Here is a 20,112-nt window from a genome sequence, read left to right as displayed (position 1 = left end):
AAGTCTCGTGGCGGATTCAGTTACGTCCGGTTCGGTCGATAGAGACGCCACAGGGTGTGGGGTAACGATAACAGGGCGCCGGAGGGCTGAAGGCCGGGGGCGCTGCTCTGAAGGAGCGTTGACGTGCCGGATGGATACAGGCGTTGGAAACGGAGACAGGAAGAAAGGCGGCTGGCCGTACTGAAAGGACTTGGCGTGCTGGATACGCCACGTGAGGAGCGCTTTGACGCCATTACGCGACTTCTGGCGCGTGATTTTGACGTGCCGATTTCGATGATCTCACTGGTGGATGACACGCGAGTCTGGTTCAAATCGGAAGTCGGTCTGGAAGGCATCGAGGCGGTATCCCGCGAGGTGACCTTCTGCAGTCAGGCGATCAGGGCGTCACGCATCATGGTGGTCGAGGATGCCACCCGGGATGAGCGTTTTCGCGACAGCCCGCTGGTGACCGGCGAGATGGCGCTGCGGTTTTATGCCGGTGCCGTAATTCATTCGCCACAGCGAGAGCCGCTCGGTGCGGTCTGTATTATCGACCACACGCCGCGCAGAATGAGCTATCGCGACCGGGGTCAGCTGATCGACTTTGCCGCCCATGTGGGCCGTGAGATGGCAGGTGTCACAAAAGCGCCGTTGCAGGGGGCGCTTGAAAGAAACCGATGAGCACGCCCCGGCCATGGCCGGGGCGTGTGGCGCCCATCAGGGCGTGGGCGACCACACATGGGGCAGGAAACGATAGCCCTGCGTGTCTTCCACGATATGGCCGATGCCGGGGAAGTCCAGGTGATGGCCGGCCACCATGAGCTTCTCCCGGGCGACGCGCTCAAGAATCTCCCTGCGCGTGCTGACGGCCTGTTCGCCGTCAACATCAAACAGGACGCCGGCATCGGGTTCGGGCAGCTGGATCTGCGGCAGATGCACGATGTCGCCCCACAGCAGCAGTCGCTCACCGGCAGATTCGACCAGATAGCCGCTGTGGCCGGGCGTATGCCCCGGCAGCGCCACGCGGGTCAAGCCGTCCATCACCTGATCACTGTCGAGGCGCTCGATGCGGTCACGATTGATCTCGAGTACGCGGTGAGCGACATCAAACTGCTGGGCAAACATGTCGGAGGCCTCAGCCGGCGCCTGCTGCTGCCAGAAATCCAGCTCCTCGCCCGGCACCAGAATGCGCGCATTGGCAAACGCCGGTTGATCATCTGACGTTATCAGTCCGCCGATATGGTCCGGATGCAGATGCGTGACCAGTACGATATCGATGGCCTCAGGCAGTACGCCGATATCGGCCAGCCCCTGCGACAGACGGGCGCCTTCTTCATCGGCCAGGGCACCGAAGCCGGTATCCACCAGTACGCGCTGATCGCCGATGTGCAGCAGATAGGCGTTAAGCGTGATACGCGGCGGAGTGGGGCGCAGGCTCTGCGTCTGAAGGGCTTCGGCGCGCGAGGCGTCAATGTGCTGAATCAGCTCCAGTGATCCCTGCATGTACGCATCCATCAGCGTTGTGACGACGACCTCGCCGACACGCAGGTGATAAACATTGGCAGGCTGCTGATCGGGAAACAGGCTATCGCTCACGGGACCTCCAGTCATGAATGTCGATGGGGCCAGCATAGCGCCTCGCAGGGAGATCGCCAGCCCCCGGTGTCCAGGCGCTCGGCTGGAGCAGGCCGATATCCGGACATAAAAAAAGCGCCTGTCGGTGAAGACAGGCGCCTTGAATACTTGGTCGGAATAGCAGGATTCGAACCTACGACCTCTGCCTCCCGAAGGCAGCGCTCTACCAAGCTGAGCTATATTCCGAGTGTCACGAGTTCATCATGACGGTGCGCATTATACTGCGTGTTTCCGTGAATGCAAGCCCCTGTCAGGCATGACGATCCACGGCCTGGCGCACCAGCAGTTCCAGGCTTTCGCGATAGGGGGAGGGCGGCAGCAGCGTGAGCTGCTCAAGCGCGCGATCCACCATCTCATGGGCACGCGCTCGGGTATATTCCAGCGCGCCGGTATCGCGCACGATGGTCAGCACTTCGTCGAGATAGGAAAGACCGCCTTCGCCGATGGCCCGGCGCACCACGTTGGCCTGCGCCGGACTGCCCACGGCCATGGCACGAATCAGGGGCAGGGTCGGCTTGCCCTCGGCCAGATCATCGCCCACGTTCTTGCCCATTTCGGTGGCGTTGCCCTGATAGTCCAGCAGATCGTCGATAAGCTGAAAGGCAAGCCCCAGATAGCGCCCATAGAGCTTGAGCGCCTCGATCTGGGCCTCGCTGCCACCGGCCACCATGGCGCCGGTATGGGAGGCGGCCTCGAACAGCATGGCCGTCTTGCCCTGAATGGTATCGAAGTAGGCGGCTTCATCAATGTCGGCGTTGCCGATATTGGTCAACTGCAGGACTTCACCTTCGGCAATGATGGAGGTGGCATTGGACAAAACGGCCATGATCGGCATCGAGCCGACTTCGACCATCATTTCAAACGAGCGCGAGTAGAGAAAATCGCCCACCAGTACCGAGGGCGCGTTGCCCCAGGTATCGTTGGCCGTGGCACGGCCGCGTCGCAGGTGGGACTCGTCGACGACATCGTCATGCAAAAGCGTCGAGGTGTGCATGAACTCGATCAGCGCAGCCAGCGTAATGTGCTGATGACCTTCATAACCCAGTGCTCTGGCCGATAGAAGGGCCAGCAGCGGGCGAACGCGCTTGCCACCGCTTTCAATGATGTAGTTGCCGATCGTTTCGATCAGGGGAACGTGTGAGGCAAGCTGCGCGCGAATGGTGCGGTCAACAGCTGCAAAGTCTTCCATGACGGGTTCATGGGTCCTGGAGACGCTGGGTGAAACGACTTGGCTGTTCACAGTGAACCTCGGGCTTCTATTCCCTGCAGGCATGGGCCCGGGCCGGCAGGACAACAGGGGGCTTGGGTTTGCCGGGCAGTCTTCTCGAAGGCCCTTTGGGCGTCGAAGCGACATGGATGCCCGGTATGCTAGGTAACCCCTTCATGGGCGTCAAGATGCATCATGCCGGGCCTTGAGTTGCCTTGCGCACGCGGTTATAATTCGCGCCCTTAACTCATCGTGCTCCCTGTAAGATGGCTCGTACTCCTTGTTGAATGCGGGTTTTGGGCCACTTGCCACAGGTCGATGAAGCAGCCAACCGGATGAGTCAATTGGAGAATTCCATGTACGCAGTAATCAAGAGCGGCGGCAAGCAGTATCGCGTCCAGGAAGGCCAGCGCCTCAAGCTGGAAAAGCTGGATGTGGCCACTGGTGACAGCATTGATTTCGATCAGGTGCTACTGGTCGGCGGTGACGACGTCAAGATCGGTGCACCGCTGGTGTCGGGCGCTGTTGTCAAGGCAGAGGTCGTCTCTCACGGCCGCGGCGAGAAGGTTCATATCCTCAAGTTCCGTCGCCGCAAGCACAGCATGAAGCGTCAGGGCCACCGTCAGTGGTACACTGAAGTCAAAATCACCGGGATTACTGCGTAAGCATTTTTCCGCATTTTCAGGAGGTCATACTCATGGCTCACAAGAAGGCCGCAGGTAGTACCCGTAACGGTCGCGATTCCGAGTCAAAACGTCTCGGCGTCAAGCTCTTCGGTGGTCAGGAAGCCTCTGCCGGCAGCATCATCGTTCGCCAGCGTGGCACTCGTTTCCACGCCGGTGAAGGCGTCGGCGTTGGTCGTGACTTTACCCTGTTCGCGCTCCGCGAAGGTCAGGTGAAGTTCGAGACCAAGGGTCCCAAAAAGCGCAAGCACGTCAGCATCGTCTCTGCCTGAGATTGCTGACTGCTGAAAAAGCCCCGCTCAGGCGGGGCTTTTTTTTATCATGTGGGTCCGCAACAGGGCAGGCCCATGGGCTCTCGTGTTGTGCCGGGCGTAATATGCTCAGCCTCGGTACACATTCGAACGACAGTCCTTTATTTTTCGATAATCGGTTTTGTATACAGGGCGACGAGTCGCCGGGAGTAGTGGCATGCAGTTCGTCGATGAAGCCTCGATCACGGTGGCCGCCGGTAACGGGGGCAGTGGCTGCGTCAGCTTTCGCCGTGAAAAGTACGTACCGCGTGGCGGGCCGGACGGTGGTGATGGCGGTCACGGCGGCAGCGTCATTCTGGTCGGTGATGAGTCGCTCAATACGCTGATCGATTTCAAGTTTCAGCGTTTTCACAAGGCGCCCAACGGCCAGCCCGGCCGCGGCAGTCAGATGAACGGCCGCAAGGGCGAGGACCTGTTCGTGCAGGTGCCGGTGGGCACCACCGTGATCGATGTCGAAACCCTTGAGGTCATCGGGGACATCACGGCCGTGGGCCAGGAGCTCAAGGTGGCGCAGGGCGGGCGTCGTGGTCTGGGCAACGTGCATTTCAAGTCCTCGACCAACCGTACGCCGCGTCAGAGCGTGCCTTCGGGCGAGGGCGAGCGTCGTGAGCTGCGCCTTGAGCTCAAGCTGATGGCCGACGTCGGTCTGCTGGGTATGCCCAACGCCGGCAAATCGACACTGATCCGCTCCGTGTCGGCGGCGCGTCCCAAGGTGGCGGACTATCCGTTTACCACGCTGGTGCCCAATCTCGGTGTCGTGAAGCTGGGGCTGCACGAACACTTTGTCATGGCCGATGTGCCGGGGCTGATCGAGGGCGCCGCCGACGGTGCCGGGCTCGGGCTTCGCTTTCTCAAGCACCTGACCCGCACGCGCCTGTTGCTGCACGTCATCGATGTGGCGCCCTTTGATGAAAGCGATCCGGTCGATTCGGCCGAAAAGATCATCCACGAGCTTGAGCAGTATTCGCCGACGCTGGCCGAAAGCCCGCGCTGGCTGGTGCTCAACAAGTGTGATCTGGTCGATGATGAGACGCGCGAAGCCATGCTGGAGCGCATCGTCGAGCGCCTGAACTGGGATGGCCCGATCTTTCGTATCTCCGCCATTGCCGGGCAGGGTACGGATGAGCTGGTTCAGGCCGTGCATCGCTGGCTTGTCGAGCAGCGCCGACTTGAGCAGGAAGATGAAGATTTCGCCGCGCGCACGCGGGCCATTCGCGAGCGCATGGAAGCCGAGGCCGTGGCACGGACCGAGGCGCGCATGGCCTTCATGGCCGGTCGCAAGCGCCGCGATGTGGAAAGCAGTGATGACGACGACTTCGACGACGATGATTTCGATGTCGAAGTGGAATACAAGCCCTGAGTCCTGCCGGGCATGAGACCGGATCCGGAGAGCGCGATGATGGAGCAGGCGGTAGCGGGGAGTCGCAGTCAGGTTACACGGCTACGTCGTGTGGTGGTCAAGATCGGCAGTGCACTTCTGACCAACGACGGGCGCGGGCTGGATGAGGCGGCCATTGGCGCCTGGGTGGATCAGCTCGCCGAGCTGCATCGACGCGGCGTTGAAGTGGTGCTGGTCTCCTCCGGCGCCGTGGCCGAGGGCATGGTTCGACTGGGCTGGCAGGTGCGACCGAGTGCACTGCATGATCTGCAGGCCGCCGCGGCCGTGGGGCAGACCGGGCTGGTGCGCAGCTATGAGGATCATTTCGCCCGCTATGACATTCGTACCGCGCAGATCCTTTTGACGCACGATGATCTGTCCAACCGCAAGCGCTACCTTAATGCCCGCTCGGCCCTGCGCACCCTGATCGATCTAAACGTGGTGGCGATCGTCAATGAAAACGACACGGTCGTGACCGACGAGATTCGCTTTGGTGACAACGACACCCTGGGCGCGCTGGTGGTCAATCTGCTGGAGGCCGATGCCCTGATCATCCTGACCGATCAGGAAGGCCTTTATAATGCCGATCCTCGCAAGGATGCCGATGCGCAGCTGATCAGCGAGGGCAAGGCGGATGACCCGCGCTGGGTGGCCGTGGCCGGTGACGGCGGCAAGCTGGGTCGGGGCGGCATGGCGACCAAGATTCGCGCCGCCCGACTCGCTGCGCGTTCCGGGGCGCTGACGCTGATTGCCAGCGGCCGCCAGCCGCAGGTGCTGTCGCGTCTGCTTGATGGCGAGAACATCGGTACGCTGCTGGTGCCCGAGCATGCGCCGATGACGGCGCGCAAGCGCTGGCTGGCCGGGCAGCTGCAGGTGCGTGGCACGCTGACCCTGGATCAGGGCGCCGTGGCGCGCGTGTGCCAGCGCGGGTCGAGTCTGCTGCCGGTCGGCGTGACGGCCGTGGAGGGCAGCTTTCGCCGCGGCGATATGGTGCTGTGTGTGGATGGCGATGGCGAGCCAATTGCCAAGGGGCTGGCCAATTACGATGCTCAGGACACGGGGCGGATTCTGGGCGTGCCGACCCATGACATTGTCGCGCATCTGGGCTATATCGAGGCGCCCGAGCTGATTCATCGTGACAACATGGTGATTCTTCGCGACCCCTGATGCGGGACTGGTATTGCCTTATGGGCGCTGCTAGAATGCCGCCTCTCTTGTGAAGGTGCCCGCCCAAGAGGCGCTTTTATCAAAATTCATCAACGTCAACACTCCAGGGAGTAGACGATGGCCAATACCCGTCAGGCTCGCAAGCGCGCCGTCCAGGCCGAGCGCCGCCGCCAGAAAAATGCCAGCCAGCGTTCCATGGTGCGCACCCATATCAAGCGCGTCATCAAGGCGATCAACACTGGCGATCACAGTGCTGCCATGGCCGAGTTCAGGGTTGCCCAGCGTGTGATCGACCGCATCGCTGACAAGCACGCCTATGACAAGAACCGCGCAGCTCGTACCAAGAGCCGTCTGAACGCGCGTATCAAGGCGCTGGCTGCCTGATAACAGGGCAACGCCCTGTTGTAGACAGCAGTACCTGCAAAAAACCGGCTTCGGCCGGTTTTTTGCGTATCCGGGCAATGCCACGATGAAAGACAGGGATCATCATGTGACCCTTTTCAGGTTGGGAGATCATATCTCGTGAGTGCTGAAGTGAGCGGGACGAAGGGCGCCGGGCTACTGCGTTCGGGCATGGTCGTGGGTGTCATGACGATGTTGTCACGGGTGCTGGGGCTGGCGCGCGATGTGGTGGTGGCCACGTTCTTTGGTGCCGGCAGCGGGGCCGATGCCTTTTTCATCGCCTTTAGAATTCCCAACTTCCTGCGCCGCCTGTTCGCGGAGGGCGCCTTCAATCAGGCCTTTGTGCCGGTGCTGTCGGAGTACGCCTCCCAGCGCGAGCGCAAGGAGGTGAGGGAGCTTCTGGATGCCACGGCGGGCACGCTGGCCGTGGTGCTGCTGGGCATTACGGTTCTGGCGGTACTGTGTTCTCCTTGGCTGGTCTGGGTCTTCGCCCCCGGCTTCCATGATGACGGGCACGGCAAGCTGGCGCTGACCGCCGAGATGCTGCGCCTGACCTTCCCCTATCTGCTGCTGATTTCGCTGACGGCCTTCTCGGGCAGCGTGCTTAACAGTTACGGCCGCTTTGCCGTGCCGGCCTTTACGCCGGTGCTGTTGAACCTGTCGATGATCGGGGCGGCGCTGTGGCTGGCGCCGCTGCTGGAAGTCCCGGTCATGGCGCTGGCGTGGGGCGTGTTGATTGCCGGCGTTGCGCAGCTTTTGTTTCAGATTCCATTTTTGATGCGTCTGGGGCTGTTGCCGCGCCTGCGTCCCAACTTTCGCCACACCGGTGTGCTCCGCATTCTACGCCTGATGGGGCCGGCCATGTTCGGGGTGTCGGTGTCCCAGATCAATCTGCTGCTCGACACCGTGCTGGCCTCGATACTGGTCGGCGGCAGCGTCTCCTGGCTTTATTATTCCGATCGTCTGGTCGAACTGCCGCTCGGGGTGTTTGGCATTGCGATCGGCACCGTGATCCTGCCGGCCCTGTCGCGTCAGCATGCCAGCGATGATCCAAAGCATTTTGCCCGCATGATCGACTGGGGCATTCGTGCGGTGCTGCTGATCGGGCTACCGGCGGCGCTGGCGCTGATCGTGCTGGCCGAGCCGCTTCTGATCACACTCTTTCATTATGGGGCGATGACCGATCACGATATCGTGATGGCCTCCCAGAGCCTGCGGGCCTACGCCATTGGGCTGGTGGCCTTCATGCTGATCAAGGTGCTGGCGCCCGGCTACTACGCGCGTCAGGACACCAAAACGCCGGTGAAGATCGGCATCATCGCGATGGTGGCCAACATGGCCTTCAACCTGATGCTGATGTGGCCGCTGGCCCATGCAGGTCTTGCGCTGGCCACGGCGATGTCGGCCTGGCTCAATGCGCTGCTGTTGGGGCGCGGTCTCTTGAAACGTGACGTTTTGCATTTTCAGCCCGGCTGGGGCCGGCTCTCCCTGCAGCTTCTGGTGGGCTGTGTGTTGCTCGCCGGTGGGCTCTGGTGGTTTACCCCCGACTGGCATCAGTGGCTCTCATGGGGGATCGAGCAGCGCCTTGCCGTGCTGCTGGGCCTGATCATTGCGGCCATGGTGGTCTATTTCGCCTGGCTGGGACTTGCCGGGGTGCGCGTACGTCATTTCAAACTGCGCGGCTGATGCCTGTCCGTTGGCGGTGTACAGCGCTATAATCGAAGGTTTATCACGGCGGGCAGCAGTCGGCATGGAACTGATCAGAGGGTTACATAATCTACGCCCCCGGCATCGGGGCAGTGTTGTCACCATCGGCAACTTTGACGGGGTCCACCTTGGCCATCAGGCCATTCTGGATCAGTTGAAGACCCATGCCCGAGCGCACGATCTGCCGGCCGTGGTCGTGGTATTTGAGCCCCAGCCGCGCGAGTATTTCGCCGGCGATCAGGCCCCGCCCCGGCTGACGCGCCTCAGCGACAAGGTGCGCCTGCTGGGCCGCTATGGCGCTGATCGAGTGCTGTGCCTGCCGTTTAACCGCCGCCTGCGCGAGCTCTCGGCCCGCGAATTTATCGACCGCGTCCTGATTCAGGGACTGGGCGTTCGCCACCTGGTGGTGGGGGATGACTTTCGTTTCGGCTGCGATCGTGCCGGTGACTTTGATCTGCTCAAAACGGTAGGTGAAGAGGTCGGCTTTTCGGTCGAGCACACGCGCACCTTTCAGGTCGGGGGTGAGCGGGTTTCCAGTACCCGTGTGCGCACCCTGCTGGCGTCGGGCAACTTCGAGCAGTCCGAGCAGCTGCTGGGGCGCCCCTTCAGCCTGGAGGGGCGTGTGGTCAGGGATCGTCAGCTGGGGCGGACCATTGGCGTACCTACTGCCAATCTGCCGCTGGTGCCGGGCCCGCTGATATTGCGCGGCGTCCTGGCGGCGATCACCCGGCTCGAGGATGGTCGTGAAGTGCCCGGGGTGCTCAATGTCGGCTGGCGACCCACGGTCGGGGCGGATCGACCGGTTCTGGAAGTGCATCTTTTTGACCTTGATGAGTCCCTTTACGGACAGCGTCTGGTCGTCATGCCCTGCGCCAGGCTGCGAGGCGAAGAGACGTTTGCTTCCATCGATGAACTCAAGCGCCGCATTCATCTGGATATCGACCAGGCGCGCGACTATTTCCAGCAACACGCTTTCCAGCAGCACGCTTCTGACGCCGCGGGCGCCTTGCCCGACGCAGAAGGGGTGGATGCATCATTGCCTTCCTCCCGCTATCCCATGGCCTCGGCGCCACTGGCGGCGGAACGCAGCAAACATGAACAGTGACGGCTGACCATCAGGTTATGAGCGACTATAAGCATACGTTGAATCTGCCCCATACCGACTTCCCCATGCGCGGCATGCTGCCCAAGCAGGAGCCGGGCCGGGTTTCGCAATGGCAGGACATGAATCTGTACCAGCGCCTGCGCGAAGCACGCGCAGGTGCCCCTCTGTTCGTGCTGCATGATGGCCCTCCCTATGCCAACGGCAGCATCCACATCGGGCATGCGCTCAACAAGATTTTGAAGGACATCATCGTCAAGTCGAAGAATCTGGCCGGCTTTGATGCGCCCTATGTGCCAGGCTGGGACTGTCACGGTCTGCCCATCGAGCACCGCGTGGAAACCACACATGGCAAGCATCTGGAGCCTGAAAAGGCCCGTGCCCTGTGTCGCGAATATGCTGGCGCCCAGATCGAGACCCAGCTGGCCGATTTCGTACGGCTGGGTGTGATCGGCGACTGGGATCACCCTTATCGCACCATGGACTACGTCAATGAAGCCGGCGAGATTCGGGCACTGGCCGACATGGTCGAGGCAGGATTCGTCTTCAAGGGGCTCAAGCCGGTCAACTGGTGCTTTGACTGTGGTTCGGCGCTGGCTGAGGCCGAGGTGGAGTATCAGGACAAGCAGTCCGATGCCATCGATGTCGCCTTCCCGGTAGAGGACGCCGACAGGCTGGCCGAGGCCTTCGGTCTTAAGACGCTGGCAAAACCTGCTGCGGTGGTGATCTGGACCACCACGCCCTGGACCATTCCGGCCAACCAGGCGCTCAACGTCCATCCGGACTTCACCTATGCGCTGGTGGATATCGGCGAGCGCCTGCTGGTGCTGGCCGAAGAGCTGGTCGAGAGCTCTCTGGAACGCTTTGGCCTGAGCGGTGAGGTCATCGCCACCACTGCGGGCAGGGCGCTGGATCTGATCAACTTCCGTCATCCCTTTTATGACCGCCTGTCGCCGGTCTATTTGGCCGACTACGTCGAATCCGAAATCGGCAGTACCGGCATCGTGCACTCGGCGCCGTCCTATGGTGTGGACGACTTCAACACCTGCCGCGTCCATGGCATGAGCTTTGACGAGATGCTCAATCCGGTGCAGGGCAACGGGGTTTATACCGATGATCTGCCGCTGTTTGGCGGCCAGATGATCTGGAAGGCCAACCCGAACATCGTTGAAAAGCTCGCGGAAGCGGGCGCCCTGATGGCACACAAGCCCATCACCCACAGCTACATGCACTGCTGGCGCCACAAGTCTCCCGTGATCTATCGCGCCACGGCGCAGTGGTTTGTGGGCATGGACATTCAGGGCCATGATGGCAAAACGCTTCGCGAGCGGGCGCTCGACGGCGTTGAGGCCACGCAGTTCACACCGGCCTGGGGCAAGGCACGCCTGCACAGCATGATCGCCAACCGCCCGGACTGGTGCATCTCGCGTCAGCGTAACTGGGGCGTACCGATTCCGTTCTTTCTCCACAAGCAGACCGGCGAGCTGCATCCGCGTACCGTCGAGCTGCTGGAAGAAGTCGCCCAGCGCGTGGAAAAAGAGGGGATCGATGCCTGGTTCCGCCTCGACCCCGAAACACTTCTGGGGGCGGAAGCCGGTGACTATGACAAGGTGATGGATACCCTGGATGTCTGGTTTGACTCCGGCACCACCCACCGTCATGTGCTGCGCGGCTCGCATCCTCAGGGGCATGACAGCGGCCCGCTGGCCGATCTTTATCTGGAAGGGTCGGATCAGCACCGCGGCTGGTTTCACTCCTCGCTTCTGACCGGCTCGGCCATTGACGGCCACGCGCCGTATCGCCAGCTTCTGACCCACGGCTTCACGGTGGACGCCCACGGGCGCAAGCAGTCGAAGTCGCTGGGGAATGTGGTCGCCCCGCAGGAAGTCATGGACAAGCTGGGCGCCGATATTCTGCGCCTCTGGGTATCCTCGACCGACTATTCGGGCGAGATGGCAGTCTCTGACGAGATCCTCAAGCGCACTGCCGACGTCTATCGCCGCATTCGCAATACCTCGCGCTTTTTGCTGAGCAACCTGAACGGTTTTGATCCCGAGCGTGACATGGTGGCCCTTGAGGACATGATCGCGCTGGATCGCTGGGTCATCGATCGCGCCGCGCTGTTGCAGACGCGTATCCAGAAGGCCTTTGAGGAGTATCGTTTCCGCGACGTCTACCAGCAGGTGCATGACTTCTGCGCCCGCGATCTGGGCGGCTTTTACCTGGATATCATCAAGGATCGCCAGTACACCACCCAGGCCGACTCACTGGCACGACGCAGCTGTCAGAGCGCGCTCTATCACGTGATCGAGGCGCTGTCGCGCTGGATTGCACCGATTCTGTCGTTTACCGCCGAAGAGATCTTTGAGCATATCCCCGGCGAGCGCGGCGACAGCGTACTGCTGGAGACCTGGTATGAGGGCCTTGCCACACTGCCGGAAGACGCCACCATGGGGCGTGCGTTCTGGGATCGTGTGATCGAGGTCAAGCAGGCGGTCAACAAGCAGCTCGAGGATGCGCGCAATGAAGGCGTCATCAAGGGCGCACTGGACAGTGAAGTTACCCTGTATGTGGATGACGAGCTTCATGCACTGCTGGCACGCTTCGAGGATGAGCTGCGCTTTGTGCTGATCACCTCCGAGGCGACGCTGGCGCCGCTGGGTGAGGGCGGCGAGGCCCGAGCTACCGAGCTTGACGGTCTGAAAGTGGACATCCGCCTGAGTGAGTTTGACAAGGATGAGCGCAGCTGGGAGCGTCGCGCCGACGTGGGCGCCAATCCGGACTATCCGACGCTGTCGGCACGCTCGATTGCCAATCTGCCGGATGGGCCCGGTGAGGTACGCCGCTATGCCTAAGGGGCAATACGCGCACGCACGCTATACGCTGCGCTGGTGGTGGATGTCGCTGGCCGTCATCGTACTGGATCTGGGCACCAAGGCATGGGCCAGCATGGCGCTTGCCTATGCGCGCCCGGTCGAGGTGCTGCCGTTTTTCAACCTGACACTCCTGCACAATACCGGGGCGGCCTTCAGCTTTCTGTCCGAACACGCGGGCTGGCAGCGCTGGTTCTTTGCCCTGATCGCCGTGGGCGCCGTCATTGCGCTAAGCATCTGGCTGGCCCGGCTGCATCGCGATGACCGGCTCAATCAGGTGTCGATCACGCTGATCATCGGCGGGGCCATTGGCAATCTGTTTGACCGCCTGGTTCACGGCTATGTGGTGGATTTTCTATCCTTTCACTGGCAGGGCTGGTACTACCCGGCCTTTAACCTGGCCGATACGGCCATCACGCTGGGCGCGGTGGGTATCATCATCGCCTCGTTCAAGCGTGACAAAAGCGACATTTCACAGCCGGAGCGCCATCATGACGGATAAATCCTGCGATCAACACGGCAATGACGCAGGTCTTGCGGCCGACGATAATATGACGATCGCCATCCATTTTACCCTGCGGCTGGAAGATGGCACCGAGGTGGATACGACCCGTGACAAGCGTCAGGCCGAGTTCGTTTTCGGTGACGGCAATCTGCCACCCGGTTTTGAAAAGCCGATCAGAGGCATGCGGGTCGGCGAAACGCGCGTGAGCGACGTGGCACCGGAGCACGCTTTTGGCCCCTGGAACCCTCAGAACGTACAGATGCTCAAGCGTGCCGATTTTGAGGATCAGGAGGCGCTGGAGGCGGGCGTGGTCATGTCCTTTGCCGATCCGACCGGCGGCGGTGAGCTGCCCGGCGTCATCAAATCGGTGGATGAGCGTCAGGTGGAGGTTGACTTCAATCATCCGCTGGCCGGACGTACGCTGACCTTCGAGGTTGAGGTACTCAGCCTCACGCCTGCCACTACCCACTGACAGCATTTCACGATGGGGCCGGTCGGCCCCGTCGCCGTTCGCCCATCAGAGCCTGATGTGCGACACTGACACCATTATTCAACAGCGAGGTGGCCCATGCAGATCAGGCTGGCCAATCCACGTGGTTTTTGTGCAGGCGTTGATCGCGCCATTGATATCGTCAACCGGGCACTCGATGTCTTCGGTGCGCCAATCTATGTTCGCCATGAAGTGGTTCACAACCGCTACGTGGTGGAAACATTGCGCGAGCGCGGTGCCATCTTCGTCGAAGAACTCGACGAGATTCCTGACGACAACATCGTCATCTTCTCGGCGCATGGCGTCTCGCGCGCCGTGCAGCAGGAAGCCGAGCGCCGCGGGCTGCGCATCTTCGATGCGACCTGTCCGCTGGTGACCAAGGTCCATATGGAAGTGCTGCGCTATGCCAGGCGCGGGCGTGAGTGCATTCTGATCGGCCATGCCGGGCACCCGGAAGTCGAAGGGACCATGGGACGCTATGACGACAGTTACGGCGGCGCCATTTATCTCGTCGAAGACGAGGCGGATGCGCGGGCGCTGAAGGTCCGGGATCCCGAAAACCTCTCCTTTGTGACCCAGACCACGCTGTCGATGGATGACACTTCAAGGGTCATCGATGCTCTGCGCGAGACCTTTCCGGCCATTCAGGGGCCGCGCAAGGATGACATCTGCTACGCCACGCAAAATCGTCAGGACGCCGTGCGTGAACTGGCCGAGCAGTGCGATGTGCTGCTGGTGGTCGGAAGCGCCAACAGCTCGAACTCCAATCGCCTGGCAGAACTTGCCGAGCGGATGGGTACGCCGGCATGGCTGATTGATGACGCTCAGTCGATGCAGGGCGAGTGGTTTGAAGGCTGCGGGATTGTCGGCGTGACCGCCGGCGCCAGTGCCCCCGAGGTGTTGGTCAAGGGCGTGATTGATCGTCTCAAGGCGCTGGGGGGACACGAGCCGGAAGAGCTTGAAGGACGTGAGGAGACCATTACCTTCTCCATGCCGAAGGAGCTGCGCGAGAAGGTGATCGTCAGCGCCTAGCAACCATCGGGAGGCCTGTATGGGAGATCTGCTGCTCTGGGGGATGCTGTTTTTGCTGGCGTTTGCCGGCATGGAGTTCATGGCCTGGTTTACGCATCGTTATATCATGCACGGCTTCCTGTGGTGCTGGCATCGCTCACACCACAGTGAGCGGCATGGGCTTTTCGAGCTTAACGATCTGTTCGCTGTCTTCTTTGCGCTGCCCTCCGTTGTGTTGATCTATAGAGGACTCAACGGCCATCCTCTTGAACTGGCGGTGGGGCTGGGTATTGCCGCCTACGGTCTGGTCTATTTCATGTTTCATGATGGGCTGGTACATCGGCGCTTTCCGGTACCGTTCAACCGCCAGCAGCGCTTCTGGAAAAAGCGCATTCAGGCGCATCGCATGCACCACGCGGTGGAAACGAAGGAGGGCGCCGTCTCCTTTGGCTTTCTGGTCACCAGACCCATCAATCGTCTGAAGCGTGAACTGGCCGAGCGTCGACGCTCCTGATATCTCCACTTCGTCTGCTTCCCATCTCCTTCCCGTGATGCAGGCGCCTGCCTTCTCAAGTTATGACCCCATCATGCCGATAGGAGCGCTGTTCAGCGCCCGGATTCGACATGATGATTCATACGCGTATTCCCGCCCAGCGGGGCTTTACCCTGCTGGAAGTACTGGTCGCCATGGTGGTGTTGAGCCTTGGCGCCATGGGCGTCATGGGTCTGGTGCTGCACGCCCAGCAGGCTAACGAACAGGCCCTGCAACGCGGCCGCGCTACACTGCTGGTCAACGATATGCTGGAACGGCTACGCGCCAATACTACCCGCGAGGCGATGTCCGTCTACAACGTGGGGGAAAGCGCTCATGCCCCCATCGGGGGGCAACAGCAGCAACGTGGTGGTGATTGCCGGCAGGCGCTTTGCGACAGTCAGGCACTGGCCCGCTTTGATCTCGCCGACTGGGAACAACAGATCATGCAGGCGCAGGGCGAGCATCACCGCCTTGACGGCCTGCCACAGGCCCATGCCTGTATCACGGTCATGCCCCGGGCGCAGCGTTTTGATGTCACCGTTACCCTGGCCTGGCGAGGTACTGGACAGGGTGGCAGCTCGGAAAACACTCCCTGTGCCAGTGATGACATTACCAGCGCTCGTCAGAGCGTCCGTGCCAGCAGTCGCTATCACCCGGTTCGCGGTTGATGACTTTCATATCCTCCTCCGAGCAAGCCCAGCGAGGCGTCACCCTGCTGGAAATGATGATCGCCATGGCGCTGGGGCTAATGGTGCTCTCTGCCGTGATTGTGCTCTACACGCAGACCGCGCGTACCTTTCATCAGCAGCACGCCATGGCCGACCTTCAGGTCCGGGGGAGAATGGCCACGCAGCTGCTGGGCGAGGAGCTGCGTCGCACCGGTTTCTGGGGGGAAATCATGCCGCCGGCCCGTAGCGATAGCTGCAGCGACATGAGCAAAGCCATCAGGATCGAGTGTGCCCTGCCTGTCTGGGGCGGCACGGCAGAGCATGCCAAAACGCTTGGTCTTGTGCCAAAAAGTGCCTTGAAATCCGATGCTCCTGCTTCACGGCCGGCTGCCGTGGTGGCCGTGCGTTACGTCGACCACGGCAACGGCACCTGCCTGACACTCGATCAGGATCGAGCGCTCACTCTTGGCGAGTCATGTCAGGGCAACTGGCGCTACCGCGACGGAATCTATTACCTGCGTATGGTCGATGACGAGTACAGCGGAGAAAGTGTGCCGGCGCTTTATGTCAATCAGCGCAGTGCCTCGGGGAGCTATTCCAGCAGCGAAATCGTGCGCCATGTCGAGGCCTTTGAGGTGGAGTGGGGTCGCGACGAGACCGGAGATGGCAGCATCAATCGCTTTTACAACAGCGAAGCCGTGGCCCACTGGCAGATAGCGGACTGGGACCGTGTCATGGCAGCACGGCTCTACATCGTGATGCGTAGCGAGAAGATGGCGCTGCCGATGCCGGCCCGCGAGTTTCTGGTGGCCGGACGCACGCTTGCCTTCGAGGCCGATCACTATCAGCGACGCCTGTTCGTGACCACGGCGACGTTGCGCAACAGTCGTCTCGGGGGGGCCTATGGCCTCTAGCCACCGCCAGGGCGGCTTTACGCTGGTCATCGGATTGGTACTGCTGGCTGCCATGACACTGCTGGCCGTGTCGCTGGCCCAGCGTGGCCTGCTGGATACCCGGCTTGCCCACTATGCCGAAACCGGCGTCCAGCGCTTTCAGCAGCAGGATGGGGAGATCGAGACGCAGCTGGCGCAGCTCGACACACTCATGCCGGCCTATCTGGCGCAGCCGTGCAGCGAAAGCGTTGTGGCACCTGCTACCGGCACGCAACTGAGTGTGCAGCGGCTGTGCCTGAGTGATGAACAGGCGGGGCTTTCAAACGCTATACGTGAACAACTCGAGCGTCGCCATGCCACCAGCTTTGCCGCCGCCGGTAATCAGGCGCTGAAACATTATCGCTATTTCAATCTGCGCATCGTGCCTGAAGGTTTTGATGCTTCCCGGGATCAGAAGCAGGGGATTTATCAGGGTGTGGTCACGCTGGGCACGGGAGGCGGAGAATAATGGATATCTGCGCGTGCAAACGCTGGCAGCGGCGGCTGTCACTGGCCGTTCTGGCGGCGTGTCTGATGGTTTCAAGCGTGATTCGAGCCGACGACGTGGACATCTATCTGCCTGCCTATCAGGCCAGCGGCGGAGGCGGGCAGCCCCAGGTCATGCTGATCATTGATACCTCGGCCAGCATGAATACCACCCTGCCTGGATCCAACAAGACCCGCATAGGCATAACCCGGGAGGTGCTGAGTAGCCTTGTTCGCCAGCATCCGGGCATCAATTTTTCGATCGCAGTGTTCAACGACAACAACTGGGTCGGCCGCAAGGATGCCTACGATAATCTTGGTGAAAATGGGGGGCGTGTCATTCAGGGGTTTCCCTTCGAGCCGCGACAGAGCGGTGATGCCCGTAACGCTCTGCTGACGACCATTAACAGCAGGATAGCAGCCAATACCACGACGCCGCTTTGTGAAACCATGAGCGAGGTCTATCGGTACTTTACCGGGTCACAAGTGCTGTATGGCAAGGAAAATACCAGGGCCAGGCCGGTACGGGATACAGGGATCGAAACAGGTAATGGCACCTATCGGTCACCCATGCGTCCCTGCGAGCAGGTCTACGTCATCTATATGACGGATGGGCAGCCGCTGATGGATACCCAGGCCAACGACTTTATAGAAAAGCTGACCGGCAAGTCCTGCAGGTTCTATGACGCGGCCGTGCCCAATACCGATAACATGGAATCCGTCAAAAACTGCCTGCCGCAGCTGACACGCTTCATGGCAGAACACGATCTGGGAGATGGGCGGGACAAGCGTCCTGACCTGGCCGGCACCCAGCGCGCCTATACCTTTACCATCGGCTTTACCACGCAGCAGAGTCTTCTCGAAGATGCTGCCCAGCCCCCGCCAGGGATCTCGCAGGGCTACTATGAGGCCAACGATCGCGATGGACTGGACCTGGCCTTCAGTCGAATCCTGGGCAGCATCATTGAAAACGAGATCCAGACGCAACGTTTCAGTACGGCCACCAACATCGAGGGCACCGAGAACCTGGGGCAGGTGTATTCCCCCGGATTTCTGCCTCGTGGCTATGTGCCCTGGACCGGCAATCTGAAAAAGTTCGCCGTGGATAAAAGCCAGCCCAGCAACCCGATAAAACGGGATTTCTGGAGTCGGGGGATCACGGAGATTGCCGCACCGGATGCCGTCGAGCAGGGAGGCGCGGGGGCCCGGATTCGAGAGCAGGTCCGTACCGGCAGGCAGATTTATACCGATATCGGCAAGGGCGCCGTTTTTACCTCATTGGCTCGGCCCGGCGCTCGGCAGGATCTTGACACTGACGGCATCGATGGCCGCGCCCTGGGCGTGCTCGAGCAGACCCGCTATACCCCTCGCCAGTTGGCGGACTGGGTGTACGGGCTTGATGTTACCAACGACAGCGAGACCGACATCAGGCCCTGGGTAATGGGCGATATCGTGCATTCACAGCCGCTGGCCATCAATTATGGTTGTGCTGAGTCGCGATCAGACTGCCCGACAGGTGATCAGCGCATTCGCATCTTCGTGGGCACCAACGAGGGGCTGCTTCACGCCATTGATGATACCAGTGGTGCGGAGCGATGGGCCTTCTGGCCGCGCGAGACGGCGGGCATGGCCGTGTATCGCATGCTCAATACCCGTCCTGAATACCCCTGGCCCAAAAAGGAGGGCGGGCTGGAATATCTTTCCCAGTCCACCCATTACGGGGTGGATGGCTCCCCCGGGGCCTGGCTTGCCTACAACACGACGCTGGATGCCGCGGGTCAGCGTCGCGTAACGCTTGAAAATGCGGTGCTGGCGTTCGGGTTCGGTCGCGGTGGCCGTGGCTATTATGGATTGAATGTCATCAATCCCGACGAGCCGAAACCGGCCTGGCACGTCCTTGAATCGGAATGGGGACAGAGCTGGTCCACCCCGGTGGCGGTCACGCTGGCCGATGGCCGTCCCGCTTTTCTGGCAGGCATGGGCCATGACATTACGGCCGGCAGCGGGGCCAACCGGGGGCCGGCCCGCTTTGGAACAGGCATGGTGGTAATTGATGCCCAAAGAGGAACCATCATTGCCTCACTCAAGGGACCCGCTGACAGCGTGCCGGCCACCATCACACCGGTGGATCGAGACTTTGACGGGACGGTGGATGGCGCCTTTTTCGGGGATACCGGCGGCAATGTCTGGTTTGCCGATCTGCGTCTGGGCGATGACGGCAGGAATAAAAAAAGAACGCCGGCAGACTGGCAGCTTCATCAGGTGGCAGCGCTGGGGCGTCATGATCAGGAACGTATTGACCGTGCCTTTTTCAACCGCGCCAATCTGGTACGTACCTATCTGGATCAAAACCCCGTGGATCTTTTGATGCTGGGCAGCGGCGATCGTGCCAATCCGCTGATCAGCGACAGCCGGGACGCCTTTTATATTCTTGAGGTCAGCCGGTGGCTTGATGGGTCCCACAATGGCAAAACGCCCGCCATACTCAACAATAACGATCTTGTCGAGGCGCCAGTGCAGGCGTCGACCTACACGCTTGGCGCTCCGGTGGATCGTGAAGGCTATCTGGACATGCAGGCCTTTCGTGGATGGCGGTTGATGTTGCCTGCCGGCATGAAGGTGTTGTCTGATGCTTCCACCATCGCAGGCAATACGCTTTTCACGACCTATCACCCCGAAGTGCCCCTGGATATGTGCATGGCCGCGCGCGGTGCTTCACGTCTGTATGGCTTTTCCCTGCCGGTCTGGCGTGATAATGGCCACCGGCACGAGCAGCGGGCCGCCACGGTCAAGAGTGCCGACATGGGGCGCTATCTGCAGGAAACACCTGCCTTTTTGATAGAAGGATTGCGCACTCGTGTACTGGACAGCAATCGGGCAGACCTGGTGGCAGACGTGCTAAAGGATGACAGAAAAGAACCCAATGCGAACGATGACGATAGCTGCGGTCAGTATGACGTCGTCGACGGCGCCTTTCGCGAGTGCCTGGTGACCGCGCCGTTGTGGTGGTATCAGCAGTAATCGCTGCGCGCATTGTGCGT

19 protein-coding genes and 1 tRNA gene are annotated in these 20,112 nt (G+C 61.1%); 17 read left to right on the top strand and 3 right to left on the bottom strand.

What is annotated here, in order from left to right; all coding sequences use genetic code 11:
- Nucleotides 1–195 precede the first annotated feature (195 nt).
- Complete coding sequence (locus tag C8D72_RS06840; RefSeq protein ID WP_170140527.1) at nucleotides 196–660, top strand: GAF domain-containing protein; 465 nt, start codon at nucleotides 196–198, stop codon at nucleotides 658–660.
- A 36-nt stretch (nucleotides 661–696) separates the two neighbouring features.
- Here C8D72_RS06840 and C8D72_RS06835 read toward each other — a convergent pair whose 3' ends face one another.
- From C8D72_RS06835 to C8D72_RS06825, 3 genes are all read right to left on the bottom strand, one after another.
- Nucleotides 697–1,575, bottom strand: a complete 879-nt coding sequence (locus C8D72_RS06835) for an MBL fold metallo-hydrolase (protein WP_170140526.1) — start codon at nucleotides 1,573–1,575, stop codon at nucleotides 697–699.
- A 148-nt stretch (nucleotides 1,576–1,723) separates the two neighbouring features.
- Nucleotides 1,724–1,800 (bottom strand) — tRNA-Pro (locus C8D72_RS06830).
- A gap of 64 nt (nucleotides 1,801–1,864) precedes the next feature.
- The gene (locus tag C8D72_RS06825; RefSeq protein WP_245955187.1) at nucleotides 1,865–2,803 is read right to left on the bottom strand and encodes a polyprenyl synthetase family protein; all 939 of its coding nucleotides are present in this window, start codon (nucleotides 2,801–2,803) and stop codon (nucleotides 1,865–1,867) included.
- A gap of 374 nt (nucleotides 2,804–3,177) precedes the next feature.
- Between C8D72_RS06825 and rplU the strand changes: the two genes are divergently transcribed.
- From rplU to C8D72_RS06745, 16 genes are all read left to right on the top strand, one after another.
- Nucleotides 3,178–3,486: a 50S ribosomal protein L21 gene (gene rplU / locus C8D72_RS06820; protein WP_115853682.1), complete on the top strand. Its 309-nt coding sequence runs from the start codon at nucleotides 3,178–3,180 to the stop codon at nucleotides 3,484–3,486.
- A gap of 32 nt (nucleotides 3,487–3,518) precedes the next feature.
- Complete coding sequence (gene rpmA / locus C8D72_RS06815; protein WP_115853681.1) at nucleotides 3,519–3,776, top strand: 50S ribosomal protein L27; 258 nt, start codon at nucleotides 3,519–3,521, stop codon at nucleotides 3,774–3,776.
- A gap of 196 nt (nucleotides 3,777–3,972) precedes the next feature.
- Nucleotides 3,973–5,175: an Obg family GTPase CgtA gene (gene cgtA / locus C8D72_RS06810; protein WP_115853680.1), complete on the top strand. Its 1,203-nt coding sequence runs from the start codon at nucleotides 3,973–3,975 to the stop codon at nucleotides 5,173–5,175.
- Between the two features lie 39 nt (nucleotides 5,176–5,214).
- Entirely contained in the window at nucleotides 5,215–6,360 is a 1,146-nt protein-coding gene (gene proB, locus C8D72_RS06805; protein ID WP_115854437.1) for a glutamate 5-kinase, read from the top strand.
- 117 nt (nucleotides 6,361–6,477) lie between these two features.
- A complete protein-coding gene (gene rpsT, locus C8D72_RS06800) occupies nucleotides 6,478–6,744 on the top strand; it encodes a 30S ribosomal protein S20 (RefSeq protein ID WP_115853679.1) in 267 nt (88 codons plus the stop codon).
- 189 nt (nucleotides 6,745–6,933) lie between these two features.
- Nucleotides 6,934–8,448, top strand: a complete 1,515-nt coding sequence (murJ, locus tag C8D72_RS06795) for a murein biosynthesis integral membrane protein MurJ (RefSeq protein WP_115853678.1) — start codon at nucleotides 6,934–6,936, stop codon at nucleotides 8,446–8,448.
- 64 nt (nucleotides 8,449–8,512) lie between these two features.
- The gene (gene ribF / locus C8D72_RS06790; RefSeq protein WP_115853677.1) at nucleotides 8,513–9,574 is read left to right on the top strand and encodes a bifunctional riboflavin kinase/FAD synthetase; all 1,062 of its coding nucleotides are present in this window, start codon (nucleotides 8,513–8,515) and stop codon (nucleotides 9,572–9,574) included.
- A gap of 17 nt (nucleotides 9,575–9,591) precedes the next feature.
- Nucleotides 9,592–12,426, top strand: coding sequence for an isoleucine--tRNA ligase (gene ileS, locus C8D72_RS06785; protein ID WP_115853676.1), 2,835 nt, complete (start codon nucleotides 9,592–9,594; stop codon nucleotides 12,424–12,426).
- The gene (gene lspA / locus C8D72_RS06780) at nucleotides 12,419–12,946 is read left to right on the top strand and encodes a signal peptidase II (protein ID WP_115853675.1); all 528 of its coding nucleotides are present in this window, start codon (nucleotides 12,419–12,421) and stop codon (nucleotides 12,944–12,946) included. The genes ileS and lspA overlap by 8 nt, the downstream gene beginning before the upstream one ends.
- A complete protein-coding gene (locus tag C8D72_RS06775; RefSeq protein ID WP_115853674.1) occupies nucleotides 12,936–13,421 on the top strand; it encodes an FKBP-type peptidyl-prolyl cis-trans isomerase in 486 nt (161 codons plus the stop codon). The genes lspA and C8D72_RS06775 overlap by 11 nt, the downstream gene beginning before the upstream one ends.
- 96 nt (nucleotides 13,422–13,517) lie before the next feature.
- Nucleotides 13,518–14,471, top strand: a complete 954-nt coding sequence (ispH, locus tag C8D72_RS06770) for a 4-hydroxy-3-methylbut-2-enyl diphosphate reductase (protein ID WP_115853673.1) — start codon at nucleotides 13,518–13,520, stop codon at nucleotides 14,469–14,471.
- Between the two features lie 19 nt (nucleotides 14,472–14,490).
- Complete coding sequence (locus tag C8D72_RS06765) at nucleotides 14,491–14,964, top strand: sterol desaturase family protein (protein ID WP_115853672.1); 474 nt, start codon at nucleotides 14,491–14,493, stop codon at nucleotides 14,962–14,964.
- A gap of 110 nt (nucleotides 14,965–15,074) precedes the next feature.
- On the top strand, nucleotides 15,075–15,653 hold the full coding sequence (gene pilV / locus C8D72_RS06760) for a type IV pilus modification protein PilV (RefSeq protein ID WP_115853671.1): 579 nt from the start codon (nucleotides 15,075–15,077) through the stop codon (nucleotides 15,651–15,653).
- Nucleotides 15,653–16,567: a PilW family protein gene (locus C8D72_RS06755; RefSeq protein WP_115853670.1), complete on the top strand. Its 915-nt coding sequence runs from the start codon at nucleotides 15,653–15,655 to the stop codon at nucleotides 16,565–16,567. The genes pilV and C8D72_RS06755 overlap by 1 nt, the downstream gene beginning before the upstream one ends.
- Nucleotides 16,557–17,054: a pilus assembly PilX family protein gene (locus tag C8D72_RS06750; protein ID WP_115853669.1), complete on the top strand. Its 498-nt coding sequence runs from the start codon at nucleotides 16,557–16,559 to the stop codon at nucleotides 17,052–17,054. Before C8D72_RS06755 ends, C8D72_RS06750 begins: the two co-directional genes overlap by 11 nt.
- Nucleotides 17,054–20,092, top strand: coding sequence for a PilC/PilY family type IV pilus protein (locus C8D72_RS06745; RefSeq protein WP_115853668.1), 3,039 nt, complete (start codon nucleotides 17,054–17,056; stop codon nucleotides 20,090–20,092). Before C8D72_RS06750 ends, C8D72_RS06745 begins: the two co-directional genes overlap by 1 nt.
- Nucleotides 20,093–20,112 lie beyond the last annotated feature (20 nt).

The organism is Kushneria indalinina DSM 14324 (genome assembly GCF_003385845.1).
Taxonomy (GTDB): Bacteria; Pseudomonadota; Gammaproteobacteria; order Pseudomonadales; family Halomonadaceae; genus Kushneria; species Kushneria indalinina.
The sequence above is the reverse complement of the archived record's forward strand: the minus strand, read 5'-3'. Positions and strand labels throughout refer to the sequence as shown.